Origin of the sequence: Pseudaminobacter soli (ex Li et al. 2025), from assembly GCF_029892515.1 — a bacterium.
GTDB lineage: Bacteria > Pseudomonadota > Alphaproteobacteria > Rhizobiales > Rhizobiaceae > Pseudaminobacter > Pseudaminobacter soli_A.
Window position 1 is genome coordinate 376705 of sequence record NZ_JARXVF010000004.1, and the last position, 13169, is coordinate 389873.

Consider the following 13169-nt stretch of genomic DNA (forward strand, 5'->3'; position numbering starts at 1 on the left):
TAGGTCAAGCCCGGCGACGAGCGCAAAGTACATCTGCAGCTTGGAAAGCGACGGTTCAATCGCCAGATTTGAATGAATGGTCTTGGTGCGTTGCTGCTCGACTGCATAGGTTCGGTAGCGGGAGGTCTGGTTTCGGGAGCTTGGTCGATGGCGCCAGGCTTCTTGCAACCTCAATGCCTACTCTGACGCCTGCGCAACCGCACCGCTGTAGGTTGTGTCGGCATCGGCGATGCCAATGGTGAAGGGCGTTCGCTCAGGTGTGCCGCGTGTAGGCCTTGAGCGTGCGGATACGCGTATGGCCGTGCATTGGGAGCGCCTCCGCTCTCTCCTCGGCTGCACCATGGAGATCGGCTTTTACAAGGAGATAGAGCGCGAGCTTGGCGTGCCGGTCATCGATCCGTCAATCGCAGCGCTTAAACGTGCCGAGTATGCCGCGCTCCTCAAGCGCCAGTGCGGCTGGGTTCCAAGCCGCAAGGGTTCATGCGAAGCGCCTTCGGAAGCCGAACTCGCCGCCTTCAATGCCTTCGGCGGCGACGACCCGATCTTCGGGAGCCGTTTCGTAATTCCGGCCGACTGAGCCACATGGTCCGTTGCACCGACCGCAATCAGATGTTCCTCGTGGCGAAGGGCGCGGGTGCGGAACGCGCGGCCCCGGTGGCGGGCGATGCGCACCACTATGACGCATTCTGGTTGGACGCGAAGAGGCGGGAATGTCCGAAGATGTTGCGTCCTCGACCAAAGGTCAAATTCCCGAGCGCGGATCAAGTCTGCCTTTGGGCAGTCGCAGCGTCGCCCGACGACCGGGATGGGGCGCTAACTGCAGCTCGGGGCGGTTAGCGGATTGGCAGCATCGGACCGCAGATATTCAATAGTGGACCTTCAGGTAGGTATGAGTATCCTAGTGACGTGACCCGATGCCGACATACGGCATGGCCTGCAGCCCGAGGGCATTTCATCCAGAGCTGGGCCGCCCGGGGCTCGCTTTCCCTGCCCGCGGCTGCGCGCGGGGTTTCCCTGACTTGCGCGATAGGCTTCCACGCCACGACCTTATAGGTATCGTCGCAAGGGATGCCGGCAATGAAGCCAGAGATCTTCAGGGTGTTTGTGTTGCTGGCAAGCGCCCTGCCAGCCGGTGCGCTAGGAACCTTTTCCCGCGCGGCCGAAGTGGGAACAGTTACGGTATTTCAGCCCGATGCTGACGGTACGTTGGAAGTCAACATGCGCGCCGCTGCGCAAGAGGTGACCATCGGTCCCTACAAGGTTGTCGACAATCCGTCGCTCGTCGTCTGCGACAAGAAGGGTCCACGCTGCGCGGATCCCTATGTCGGGGCGGTCCTGCAGCTTTCGCCGCGCAACAAGCTTTCGATCGATCTGACCAATGCACTTGAGAGCAAGGGCGGCTCTACGCCCGACCATTGCATGGTCATGGACGGAACCGACGACAGCCTGCTCAACCTGCATACGCACGGGTTGCTCGTCTCGCCTTACCAGCGCAAGTCAAACAGTGGTCACGTGTTCGGGGACAACAGCTTCAGCTGCACGTCCGCCCAAGGGACAAATGGCGCGGTCGTCGGCAAAACCATGCACTATGAGATGACGCTGGACGATATCGGCGTGAACGGGCCGCACCCGCTGGGCATCGACTGGATCCACCCGCACGTCCATGGCATCGCCAAACAACAGCTTGCCAGCGGCATGGCCAGCATGATCGTCGTCGGCGATGTGAACGCACAGCTTTGCGCCAAACCGTCCCCGGACGGCAAAACGCAGCTGAACCACTGCGTGCAAATCTCGAGCAAGGCCGTCAAGCACATGATCCTGAAAGACGCGCAGCTGATGAAGTACGTGTCCGACCCACCCGCGCCGGACGTCTATCACAATTACACAGATCAAAATCCGGATTTCTGCGGCGTCAACAAGCTGAACTCGGGGAATTTCGGCGAATGCGACGCCGACCTGACGAGCCTCGGCGACCCCAAGGTCAAGTCCGGACGCTGGGTCTTCACGATCAACGGCCAGCAAACGCCACATTGGGAGATTGCGCCTGACCACTATGAAATCTGGCGCATTCAGAACGGCTCCGCCAACATCACCTATCGGCTGAGCTTGCAGGCCTTGGCCTATGGCCAAAACATCGCCCGCAAGGCGTCGTTCCAGGTGCTCGACATGGACGGCGCCGGTCTCGCGCCGTCATCCGCGCCGGCAACCGTAGACGCACCAACCACCCAGGAAATCTTGCTGATGCCAGGTAACCGCGCCGATCTCCTTGTCCAGTCGCCGCGCGAAAATTCCAGCGACGTAACTTATGCTCTCGTTAACGATCGTTTTCAGGCGGGCTACAGCATCGGTGATGCCGATGTATGGCCGCATGTCACGTTGGCGACCGTGAGGTTCAAGGCCTCGCGAGCCTATGTGGCGGCAGTGCAGACGCTGCCGGCGCCGATCCAGGCGTTCGCCGCTATCACACCTGCGAAGGTCGATGAAACCAGGCTGGCGGCCGACCTGCCGAACCTCTGCGTCGGTTTTGACGACCCCACCCTGACCGCCCCACAGAAGCAGTTCTTCCACGACCATCTCCACATTCCAGCGGACTGGAAGCGCCGGATCTATTTCGGGGTCGTCGAAGATACATTCGCCCTCGGCAGCACGCTGATCGACAACAATGGCAACGAGACGGATGTCTTCGGGCGGCCGATTGCCGATCACAAGGTGCGGCTGTCAGCCTTCTCCATGGGCGGCAAGTCGGACCTCTGCGTCCGCAAGGATCCTGAGCCCGAAACCTGGGAACTGGTGAATGTCTCCAACGAGGTGCACAACTTCCACATTCATCAGTTGAAATTCGCCATCGAACGACAGATCGGCGGGCCGGACGATGGAAAGCCGATCATGCGCGCTCCCTCGCCCATCGACGCCGTGGGCATTCCAAACACACTGCTATTCAAGAACGGACAGGCCGATCTGTTGCATGACACGATCATCGTTCCACGCGGCTCCTCCGTTCCATCTGGCGGCCCTGACCATCTCGCTTGCGGGCATGCGATTAACCGGATCGATGAAAATGACCTCCAGCTAAAGCCGGCGGCCGAAACGAACGAGTGCACGGGCATGGGCGAGAACGGTGATCTCAGCGGTATGATCCGCATCAGGCTCGACTTTGGCGGTGCGCAACTGGCTGCTTTCGACGCCGGCGGCCGCAAGATGGAAAATGCCCGCTTCTCTTATCACTGCCATATTCTCGAACACGAGGACAAAGGCATGATGGCGTCCGTCACGGTCGTCGATCCAAGCATTTATCACTAGAGCGCGTCCTTAGAACCGGAATCGCCGGCCGGACGACACCTGCAAGAGAGGTGTTCTCCTTTGTCCGGCATCACATTCATCGATCATAGCGTCTGAGCAGACTTACGCAGTTTCATGCCGGAAGCGGTTAGAAAGCCGCCGCGCCGCTGTCCGTATTAGGTGCGACTGCCCCGAGCACCCAGGTGCCAATTGACAAGACGCTGAACGCCTTGGAATTGAACTTCGTCGTCGGAAGCTCAATTGCGCGCCCAGCTACTTCTGGTAATTTTGGGCTCTGTACGAACGTGGAGGCCCAAATGCTGCGGTCATTCGAGCAACTGCGCGCCACAGCGAGGGCCGACTTGCTCATCGCGGCCGATGACGAACATGCGGCCTTGGCTGGCAGCGGCCACTACGCCACGCCGTGGCACTGGCACGATTGCCTGATGTTCATACTGCCGAGCCAGGGGACGGTCGAACTCAAGCACGAAGACCAGCGTGAAGGCACATGGCTGTCGCAGGATCGGTTCGCCGTGGTTCCGTCGAACCGGGCGCATGAGACGCGGGCGGCGATCGGCGCCCATCGTCACGTCGCCCTCTACGTCACCGGCGCAATCCTTCGCCGGCTCGACCGAGAAGCCGGCTCGTTGAGTGAGTTTTACCGACGCACGCGCACCACGACCGTGGTCAGGCGCACCGCCACCGTGCGGGCGCTGCAGGCGTTATCGCTTCGCAACGGCCGCAGCGCCTACGGCAATTCCGGGGTCAAGCACTCGCTGACATCCGCCCTGCTCGTCCAGTGCATCGCCGAGGTGATGGCCGGTGAGGTCATGGGCAGCGCCACGCACGGCGAGCACGGCATGGCGCTGGTCGAGGATCTCAAGGAGTATCTGACGCAGCACGCCGACGAACAAATCCCGCTCGACGCCTTGGCGGAGCGCTTCGGCATCTCCAGACGCCACATCACACGCCTGTTCCGCGAAGGCACCGGTTTTTCGGTGGGCGAGTTTCAGATGCGGATCCGCCTCCAGACGGCCCGCGAACTTTTGGGCGGAACCGATCTGCCGGTCGGCGAGATCGCTTTCCGGGTCGGTTTCGAGAGCGGCGCAGCGCTCGCCCATGCGATGCGGCGATCCGACGGCCGCTCGCCTTCCGATATACGAAAGCTGCTGGCCCGGCAGATCAAGATCTAAGGCCCGTTCGGACGCGCGGCCGGACAGCCGCGGCGATAGGTTGCGCGCCGTGAATTCCGCGCGAGGTAAGAATGGGTCCGGACGTCCAACTTGTCAGTGTGTTTCCCTCCGGGCCTCATGGAGGCAATCCGGCGCCGATCGTGGTCGACGCAGCCGGCATGTCCGATGCCGACATGCAGCAGATCACGCGTTCCTTCGGCCTCGAGAGCGGTTTTGTTCTTCCGCCGCCGCCGGCTTCGGATTGCGACTTCGAATTCCGCTTCTGGGTGCCCAATCACGAGATGTCGATGTGCGGGCATGCAACGGTCGGCGCGCTGTGGCTGCTCGATCGGCTGGGCAAACTGCCTGGCGACGATCTGGCAATCTGGACGAAGAGCGGCCGCGTCGAAGCCAGGATCCGCGAACGGACGAAGAATGGCGCGGCCGTAGAGATTTCGCAGCCCGCCGGCCGCGTCGAGGCGCTGCCTGACGCTGACAGGGACCGGGCAGACATCATCGAAATCCTCGGCATCCGGCCTAACGACCTTGCCCCGCAGCCGATCAGGAACGCGTCGACCAGCCGGGTCAAGACACTCGTTCCGCTGAAGAGCGTGGCGATCCTCGACAGTCTGAACCCGGACTTCACGAGGATAGAGGACCTGTGCGACCGCATCGGCTCCACCGGCCTCTATCCTTATGCCATGTTCGACAAGGACGCGCAGATCGTCGATGCGCGTCAGTTTCCGAAATCGTCCGGCTATCCCGAAGATGCGGCCACCGGCATCGCGGCATCGGCGCTTGCGTTCGGCCTGCTTGCGGACAGGATGGTGGTGGCATCGGAACGCCGGATAACCGTCCGCCAGGGACGCGCCATGCAACGCCCCTCGGAAATCCTGGTTCGCTTCCGTCTTGAGAACGGACGTCCGAACGGATGCTGGCTGGGTGGCGCCGTGCGGCTCGAAGAGTACGCGACCGTAAAGCCTTGATCGTCAACCAGTCGGGTCATGACAGGGATCAGCACCCCTGTCGGCCTGGCGACCGACGGAGTACCGCTCATGATGAAAGCATCAGCCTTCAAGGCGACCCATGGTTTCAGCCGCGACGAAGTGCGGCTCGGCAACTGGCGCGCCGCACCGTGGAATGTCTGGGCGTTTTGCAACGTCAGCGAATTCATTCCGACGGCTCGCATCGCGGCGACGCCCGGGCTGCTGGAGGAACCGGTTGTCGATGCGGAAGATCTGCTTCGTCAGACGTTTCTGCTCAACGGTCACCGTGTCACCGTCGCCGAGGTTCTCCGCGAAACCTCCGCGGATGCCATGGTCGTGATGAAGTCCGGCCGCATAGTTGCCGACTTCCACGCGCCGAACTTCACCTTACAGAGCCGGCACATCCTGTTTTCGGTGAGCAAATCGGTCACCTCGATCGTCGCCGGCATCTTGCAAGACGACGGCCTGCTCGATTTCGACGAGCTGGTGCCGCGCTATGTTCCGGAACTCAAAACCTCGGCCTATGGCGATGCGCGGGTGCGCGATGTCCTCGACATGAGAGTGAGCCTGAACTTCGAGGAGGTCTACCACGATCCGAACGGCCCCTATGCCTGCTACCGGCGCGCCGGGCTGCTTGACCCTTCCAAGCCCGGAGACGAGATAGAAACCGTCATCGAGTTCATTGCCGGCCTGAAAAAGGGCAAGGGCGGGCACGGTGGGCCGTATCACTATGCCTCGCCCAATTCCGATGTCCTGGGTCTGGTCATCCAGGGCGCATCGGGGCGGCGCTTTCCCGACCTGGCGTCGGAGCGACTGTTCCAGCCGCTCGGCGCCATGCAGGATGCGTGTATCACGGTCGACCGGGCCGGCACGCCACGCACGGGCGGCGGCATCAACATGACGGCCCGCGACCTTGCCCGCATCGGTGAAATGATGCGGCAGGGCGGCGTGGCCAACGGTCGGAGGATCGTCTCGCAGGAATGGGTGGACGACACCATCACCGGCGGATCGCGCCAAGCCTGGGCCGAAAGCGCCCCCGTGTCATGGCTGCCGCACGGGCGCTATCACAACAAATGGTACCAGACTGGCACCGGCGCCTTCTTCGCGCTCGGCATCCACGGCCAATGGCTCTATATCGATCCGCGGGCCGAGATGGTCATCGCCAAGTTCTCGTCGCAGCCAGAGGCCATCGTCGAGGATGCCAAGGATTTCAACCTCGCGCTCTTTGAGGCACTCGCGGAGATAATCTGACGCGGGAAACGATGACGCTGTAACTGACAGTGGACTGGACCAGGCTTCGCACCTGAACCAGCGATCAGCCCGACTTCTTCGATGTCCTACGTAACCGCGCCACCAACATGGCGCAGCGGGCCGCCAGTCTGAAGCAATACGCCTATGCCTGGGAGCCGCTCTATAAGACCCTCGACGACAAGCAAAAGGCGCGGCTGCGCTTCGTGACGATGGCTACCGTGCACGAGGCTAGAGATTGGATCGCAGAGGAAACGCAACTCGGCGTACTCAACCGCGACCCTATCCGCGTGCGCCTATCAGAACTGGCCGAAAGCAAGCGCCTCGTTCTTCGGGGGTGAGCGTTTTCTTTTGCCGTTTCTAGCAACAGCCTGCCGGTAACAGTGGCATTGCCGCGACATCGCATCCGCCCGTCGTCTCACCCGGTACGACGGACGTTTTTTTGGGCGATGGGACATCAACGGGTATGACGAGTTTGATTTGCGTTCCTGCTACAGTACTGGCGTCCCTCTCCCTCGACGCCATGTCATGGTTCTGACGGTTCAGTTTTGATGGCCACGCGCGCGCTTGAAGTTTTCGTTTGGTCTTTTATGTCTCAATATTCATACAGCGCTGGCTGATGCTGATCTCGTTTATTTTGCGTTCGTCAGCCACATACACGGGTACGGCGACATTGTTCCTGTGGAGAGTTGGCGGCTGCTAGGCCCGATGACCACGACAAAAGATGTGCTGCAGTGGTCGACTGCGGTCAATTTTGAAGTTCTGCGGGGAGCATTGGCACGACAGTATCAAAAATTCGAGGAGGGTGGCGAAACGTGGACCCGCTGCTCCAGGAGCTCCGCCATAACCCCATGCTGTGGCTGCTGGTACTTGTGCCGATAGCATTGGTCGCTGCGCAACTGCTGCCCGACGCGCACACGCTGCTGTTCGTCCTCTCAGTGCTCGCGATCTTGCCGCTTGCCGCCTTGCTTAGTCATGCTACCGAATCTGTTGCAGAAAAGACTGGCGACGCTGCCGGCGGGCTGCTCAACGCCACACTTGGAAACCTGACGGAACTGGTCATTGCAGGGGCGGCACTGCGCGCGGGGGAGTATGCGCTGGTTAAAGGCTCCATTGCCGGCGCTATCGTGACCAACACGCTTTTCATGCTCGGCGCATCCTTTCTTCTCGGAGGCCTTAGGCACCATCTCCAAGAGTTCAACCGAGCCACCGCCCGGCTGGACGCGGGTTTGCTCTTTTTAGCTACGATTGCGCTCATCAGTCCTTCGGCGATCGCCCGAGCTGACTTGCTGCCCGGCGCCGCTGTGACTCAGAAGCTCAGCCTCGCCTTGGCCGTCCTGCTGATTGCCGGGTATGGATTGGGCTTGCTGTTCTCGCTGAAGACACATCGCGAAATTTTTTCCGGCGCCGAGCACGTGGAATCTGGCGAACCTGCCTGGCCGATAGGGCTAGCCCTGGTCACGCTTGCCGTAGCAACGGTTTTCGTGGCGCTGGTGAGCGAGATTTTCGTCGAGTCGGTACAGAAGGCGGCAGAGACATACGGCATGAGCCAGGCGTTTGTCGGTTTTATTGTCGTGGCACTCGTCGGCGCTACCGCGGAAATGGCGGTGGCGTTTTCCGCAGCCCGCAGGAACCGGCTCGATCTGAGTGTGGGGATTGCGCTGGGGAGCGCGACCCAGATCGCGCTCTTCGTCGGTCCCGTGCTTGTGCTGCTGAGTTATGCCATCGGGCCGACGCCGATGGATCTGCAATTCTGGCCCGGCGCAGTGGTAATGGTCTTTGTTGCCACGCTTCTTGCGGCGTTCATCACAAGTGGCGGGCGTTCGGCCTGGTTTGTTGGCGTTCTTCTGATATTCGTCTATGCGGTCTTTGCCGTCACGCTATATCTGCTGCCGCCGCAAGTGCCGTGACTTTGATACGTGGTCGAACGGTTGGCTATGGGCCGGTAGCGGACCTGGCAATGTCGCCTCGGTGAAGAGGCGCCGGGCGTCCGATGGAGGCCGCTAGTTGCATCAGACATTTCGCGCGAGTGATGACCGCCCCGGAGATCGAGCAGGTGCTAGGAGCACGAGGCTGGGGATCGGCTCGCCTGCGCCCAGTCCCTCGGTAGCGCCTTTGGGCCGCGGCTGGGTCTTGGGGAGATCGGCCGGAACGAACTCATCCCGCCTTCAAGCATGCACCAGCCGGAACGATAGACGCCCCTACCCGTTTTCCAATCCTGTGCGATCCTGCACAACGCCAAGGAAATCGTTCCGGCGTCGAAGCCGTTCGGTGACATTGAGGTTCCCAAGATCGACCCAGAGATGACCGAGATCATGTCACTGATCATGGACAAGAAGACCACGCATTTCGATCCGAGCAAGTTCGAGGATCATTACGAGGAAGCGTTGAAGCAACTGATCGAATCCAAACGCACCGGCTTACCGATGCCGAAGCCGGCGCCGCGGCCGAAGGAGAACGTCAAGGATCTGGCAGGCATCCTGCGCAAGAGCATGGAGGCGGAAGGCATCGCGCCGCCAAAGGGAGAGAAGCCGAAGGCCAAGACGGCGTAATGCGTGCCATTGCCAGTTCGCCGCACGAGGGCGCGAAGCTCGGGGAAGTGATCGTTCCAACAGAGGACGGCGATGAACGCACGGAAGGAGCCAGCGATGGCCACGACCCCAGAATCGTTCGTCGATGCGCTCAACGCGGCGTTCGGCAAGCAAACGACGCAGCGGTCTGCCCACGCCAAGGGCGTCGTCCTGCTCGGCAAGTTCGTTCCGAGCGCGGAGGCGGCGAGCGTGAGCAAGGCGTTGCATTTCAAGCACGAGGTGCCGGTCACGGTGCGCTTCTCGGCCAACACGGGCATGGCCAAGATCGCCGATGTGGATCCGCAGGCCGCTCCGCGCGGCCTAGCCATCAGATTTCGTCTTCCCGACGGCAGTGACACCGATCTCGTTACCCATTCGTACGACGGCTTTCCGGCGAAGAACCCCGAGGAGTTTCAGCAATTCTTCCTGGCGCTTGCCGGGAGCAAGCCAGGCGTCCCGTCGCCGACGCCAGTTGAGGCCTTCCAGGAGACGCACCCGGCCGCGAAGGCGTTCATGACCACGCGGGATCCGCCGCCAGTGAGCTACGCGACGACCACCTACTTCGGCGTGAACAGCTTCAAATTCGTCAACGAAAAGGGCGCCGTGACGATCGGGCGCTATCAGCTCATTCCCGACGCCGGCCGCCATTTCTTGTCGAAGGACGAGATCGCCACGGCGGCGGCCAACTATCTCGAAGACGAGATTCGCCAGCGCGTTGCTCATGGGGCGGTCCGCTTCCAGGTGGTGCTACAGCTGGCAGCGCCGGGCGACAAGATTGATGATCCATCGGTGGCGTGGGCGAGCACCAATAAGATCACTGCGCTCGGGACGCTGACCGTCGCTTCGGTGGTAGCGGACAGCGAGGCGACCGAACGCGCGCTCATGTTCTTGCCGGCGCTCTTGCCTGCCGGCATCGAACCTGCGGACGAGATGATTCAGTTCCGCAACAAGACGTATCCGGTATCGTACGAGCGCCGTCATCAGTCTTGACCAGCTAGAGCGACAGCGATGCATACCTGTTACGCCCCAAAAGAGAAGCCCGCCCCGGTCTCCGGGGCGGGCTTAGTCATAGGTGCACATGCCTACGCCCCCGGGCTGATCTGGCGCGTCCGACTAATATCCCTGATAGCAGGCGCCATAGGAGCCGTAGTTATAGGGGTTGCAGTAGTAGACGTCGCCACCTCCCTGATTGAAGAAGTGCCGATTATGGTGGAAGCGGTCATCATGGCGTTCACCGCGGAAGCCGTGGAAGCCACGGGAGCCTTCGTCGTGGAAGCCTCCCATGCCATGAAATCCACCCATGCCACCGAGGCTGTGACCGCCGCCCATGCCACCAAAGCCGTGTCCACCGCCACCAAAGCCGGCGCCGCCGCCGTGACCGCCGCCACCACCATGGACAAGCTGCAGGCCGCCGCTCATGCTGTCGGAGGACTTGCGTAATAGAATGGCCGCCTCAAATTTGCCCTGGCAGGCAGCCCTGGCGCAGGACTTATTCCACGTCTGGCCGTCTGTTGCGGGCTTTGCGGAAGCTGAACTGGCGATGCTGCCGGCAAAGGCTGGAGTGCCTATGAGCGCTCCAATGCTCAGCAATCCCGAGCACGCGAGAGTTGATAGATAGCGTTTCATTGTCTTCTCCAAGGGAAATCGTCCGTGGATCCCAATGCCCGCTGATCGCAGGGGGAGGATTGACCTTGGTGCGATGATCGTCGGGGTTGGGCCTCTACCGGACCTCCTAGACAAACGCATCGCCAACGAGAAAATTCCCGGAGATTGGTCATTTCTAAGGGCACCTCATGGAAGTGCCGCGCCCGCCCCCGCCATCGAGGGACCAAAAGGTGCCCACTTGGCCGAGGCGCTCGATCGTTTCATCGAACTCCAGAGTGACTGGCGGCTCATGCAGGGCGGCAAGCAGGACAAGCGCCCGCCGTGCGCGCCCGAGAGATAAGCGCCCGGCCCTCTGCGCTTTGGGCGGCCAGAGGCTCGGTGATTTCTTAGCGATCACCGGGCCTCGCTCGACAAAAAGATAGCCCGCCCTGGGACCAGGGCGGGCAAGAATTCCATTGGCGAAGATGGTCCGTCTCTCCCAGACCATAGATTGAATGTAGCTCCGACAGAGTTGCCGGTCAGGTCGGGGAAAACGGCGCCCTGAAACGGGGAAAACCCGCGGCCTCGGGTCAGACAACGGGGTCACGGCTTGGCAGCGGTGATGCTGCGGCTGTTTAAGATGTACCTCAAATGCAACAGCAGTCTGCCATTGTGGTGGCGTTACGCACTGCCAATTGCGTGCAGCTGAACCAATGTTATTACCCCCACTCAGGACGGAGGGGGCAATCACTTTGAGAAAGTACTTCATCGCATCGGCGCTTCTTGCCGCGAGCGTCACTGCCGCGAAGGCTGCTGACGTGGTCGTTCAGGAGCCGGATGCCGCTTATGACTGGTCAGGCCCATATCTCGGTGTGCAGGCCGGTTACGGCTGGGGTAAATCTGGATATAGAGTGGCGAATGGTGCATTCGCCGATCCTGACCCCGACGGTTTCATAGGCGGCGCTTACATTGGCTATAATAAGCAGCTCGACAGTGGCCTGGTCTTAGGCGTCGACGCGGATTTCGCATTCTCGCAAATCGATGGAGCTGGAGTTTTCCCGCTATCCCCCATTTTCGTTTCGAATGGAGATGTCAATTGGAATGCGGCGGTCCGCGCCCGCATAGGTTATCGATATGATCGCTTCCTGCCGTACATCGCAGGCGGCATCGCGATTGCCGACTACCATCATGATCTATTTTTTGGCGCCACTCACGAGGATGACTTCAGAGACATCTATACGGGATGGACCATTGGCGGTGGCGTCGAATACGCAGTAACTGGCAACCTGCTCCTTCGGGGAGAATACCGCTATTCGGACTTCGGAAGCGCAAGTTTCGACGCTACGCCCCGCACCTTCGAGCACAAGGTTAACCTCAGAACCAACGATTTCCGCATCGGCATCGCCTACAAGTTCTGATCTGCATCTCCCTTGATGCCTTTGACCCCGGCGAAAGCTGGGGCGCATGAACAAGCCCGCCGCCTCGGGTGAGACGACAGGCTTCCAGTTGTTCAGACGACCGGCGTCATTGGTCGGCAAGTGGAACGTGAAACGCGACAAGCGGACCCGCCGCCTCGGATGAGACGACGTGTCGCTGGCATCCTGAGGCGGGAAGCGAATTCAGTTGCGGCACCACCAGCAGGTGCCGCCGAGCCTCAATGGAGATTGCGACCGTGAGCGTGGGGACGATCTGCGGCATGCACGTGCCGGTGAGCGTGGCGGGGGCGGTGGGTTTTGTTGGGTGTCGTGCGACCATTCTGGTGGGTGGGAGCCGTCATCCCGGTTGCACTGCCAACTCCCGTCATCGACGTTAGAGCCAAGAGGCCCATGGAGAGCGAGAAAAGCAACGTACGCATAGTCGTCACCTCCTTAGCCGTTGTTCCGCAAAGTGCGCCTGCTGAAGGGCGCCCCAATCAAGAAAGCTCGCCATCCGCAGACGACGCGCAAGGCGCTGACGGCTCGTCCGCATGTTAGCCGCCGGCATCCAGTGGTGATATGGCGCGCTTGCTCTGCTAGTCATGTCGGGGAAAACCTCAGCCTGAAACCGCGCACTGGCGCGCCAATACCCGAAGGGTGCTCTGGTATCGCTTTTGGACGCCGCCCGCCGCGCGAACTGCAGGTTCAAGGAGGCTCTGGATCTGCTCTTAGAAGGAAAGCTGAAGCGCGTCGCCGCGGATCCGCTGAAGAAGGGCATCGATGCCCTCCTTTCTACCCCGCCCTCCTGAGCGGCGCGATGAATTCCGCAACCACGCGTCCAAATACAAACTTCATTCATTCACTGCATTCGCAAGTCGTTTGACATCCGCCTTAAACCTCTCGATGATCGCCGCA

The 13169-nt window shown here is 61.0% G+C and carries 11 protein-coding genes; 10 read left to right on the forward strand and 1 reads right to left on the reverse strand.

All coding sequences use genetic code 11. From position 1 onward, the window contains the following. The first annotated feature begins 235 nt into the window (after positions 1 to 235). The 9 genes from M2281_RS19345 to M2281_RS19385 all read left to right on the forward strand — a co-directional run bounded on the left by M2281_RS19345 (position 236) and on the right by M2281_RS19385 (position 10245). Positions 236 to 577, forward strand: coding sequence for a hypothetical protein (locus M2281_RS19345; RefSeq protein WP_280822801.1), 342 nt, complete (start codon positions 236 to 238; stop codon positions 575 to 577). Between the two features lie 848 nt (positions 578 to 1425). Further along, the gene (locus M2281_RS19350; RefSeq protein WP_280822802.1) at positions 1426 to 3300 is read left to right on the forward strand and encodes a multicopper oxidase domain-containing protein; all 1875 of its coding nucleotides are present in this window, start codon (positions 1426 to 1428) and stop codon (positions 3298 to 3300) included. A gap of 296 nt (positions 3301 to 3596) precedes the next feature. Further along, complete coding sequence (locus tag M2281_RS19355; protein ID WP_280822803.1) at positions 3597 to 4472, forward strand: AraC family transcriptional regulator; 876 nt, start codon at positions 3597 to 3599, stop codon at positions 4470 to 4472. Positions 4473 to 4543: 71 nt separating this feature from the next. After that, complete coding sequence (locus M2281_RS19360) at positions 4544 to 5437, forward strand: PhzF family phenazine biosynthesis protein (RefSeq protein WP_280822804.1); 894 nt, start codon at positions 4544 to 4546, stop codon at positions 5435 to 5437. A gap of 69 nt (positions 5438 to 5506) precedes the next feature. Beyond that, positions 5507 to 6688 carry a serine hydrolase domain-containing protein gene (locus M2281_RS19365; RefSeq protein ID WP_280822805.1) on the forward strand — a complete coding sequence of 394 codons (1182 nt, stop codon included), beginning with the start codon at positions 5507 to 5509 and terminating at the stop codon, positions 6686 to 6688. A 107-nt stretch (positions 6689 to 6795) separates the two neighbouring features. Beyond that, complete coding sequence (locus tag M2281_RS19370) at positions 6796 to 7026, forward strand: hypothetical protein (RefSeq protein WP_280822806.1); 231 nt, start codon at positions 6796 to 6798, stop codon at positions 7024 to 7026. Between the two features lie 474 nt (positions 7027 to 7500). Next, complete coding sequence (gene cax / locus M2281_RS19375; protein WP_280822807.1) at positions 7501 to 8595, forward strand: calcium/proton exchanger; 1095 nt, start codon at positions 7501 to 7503, stop codon at positions 8593 to 8595. A gap of 393 nt (positions 8596 to 8988) precedes the next feature. Beyond that, positions 8989 to 9237 carry a hypothetical protein gene (locus tag M2281_RS19380; RefSeq protein ID WP_280822808.1) on the forward strand — a complete coding sequence of 83 codons (249 nt, stop codon included), beginning with the start codon at positions 8989 to 8991 and terminating at the stop codon, positions 9235 to 9237. Positions 9238 to 9333: 96 nt separating this feature from the next. After that, entirely contained in the window at positions 9334 to 10245 is a 912-nt protein-coding gene (locus M2281_RS19385) for a catalase family peroxidase (RefSeq protein WP_280822809.1), read from the forward strand. A 123-nt stretch (positions 10246 to 10368) separates the two neighbouring features. Here the strand turns inward: M2281_RS19385 and M2281_RS19390 are convergent, their stop codons facing one another. After that, positions 10369 to 10881 carry a hypothetical protein gene (locus M2281_RS19390; RefSeq protein WP_280822810.1) on the reverse strand — a complete coding sequence of 171 codons (513 nt, stop codon included), beginning with the start codon at positions 10879 to 10881 and terminating at the stop codon, positions 10369 to 10371. Positions 10882 to 11591: 710 nt separating this feature from the next. On the opposite strand from M2281_RS19390, the gene M2281_RS19395 reads away from it, so the two are divergent. Next, entirely contained in the window at positions 11592 to 12257 is a 666-nt protein-coding gene (locus M2281_RS19395) for an outer membrane protein (protein WP_280822811.1), read from the forward strand. Positions 12258 to 13169: the final 912 nt, after the last annotated feature.

What these genes read in the sequence shown, in the direction of transcription:
- M2281_RS19360 (WP_280822804.1), top strand. Translation starts at nt 4,544, where the DNA reads ATGGGTCCGGACGTCCAACTTGTCAGTGTGTTTCCCTCCGGGCCTCAT.
- M2281_RS19390 (WP_280822810.1), bottom strand. Translation starts at nt 10,881, where the DNA reads ATGAAACGCTATCTATCAACTCTCGCGTGCTCGGGATTGCTGAGCATT.
- M2281_RS19355 (WP_280822803.1), top strand. Translation starts at nt 3,597, where the DNA reads ATGCTGCGGTCATTCGAGCAACTGCGCGCCACAGCGAGGGCCGACTTG.
- M2281_RS19345 (WP_280822801.1), top strand. Translation starts at nt 236, where the DNA reads ATGGTGAAGGGCGTTCGCTCAGGTGTGCCGCGTGTAGGCCTTGAGCGT.
- M2281_RS19350 (WP_280822802.1), top strand. Translation starts at nt 1,426, where the DNA reads ATGGACGGAACCGACGACAGCCTGCTCAACCTGCATACGCACGGGTTG.
- M2281_RS19380 (WP_280822808.1), top strand. Translation starts at nt 8,989, where the DNA reads ATGACCGAGATCATGTCACTGATCATGGACAAGAAGACCACGCATTTC.
- M2281_RS19370 (WP_280822806.1), top strand. Translation starts at nt 6,796, where the DNA reads ATGGCGCAGCGGGCCGCCAGTCTGAAGCAATACGCCTATGCCTGGGAG.
- M2281_RS19385 (WP_280822809.1), top strand. Translation starts at nt 9,334, where the DNA reads ATGGCCACGACCCCAGAATCGTTCGTCGATGCGCTCAACGCGGCGTTC.
- M2281_RS19365 (WP_280822805.1), top strand. Translation starts at nt 5,507, where the DNA reads ATGATGAAAGCATCAGCCTTCAAGGCGACCCATGGTTTCAGCCGCGAC.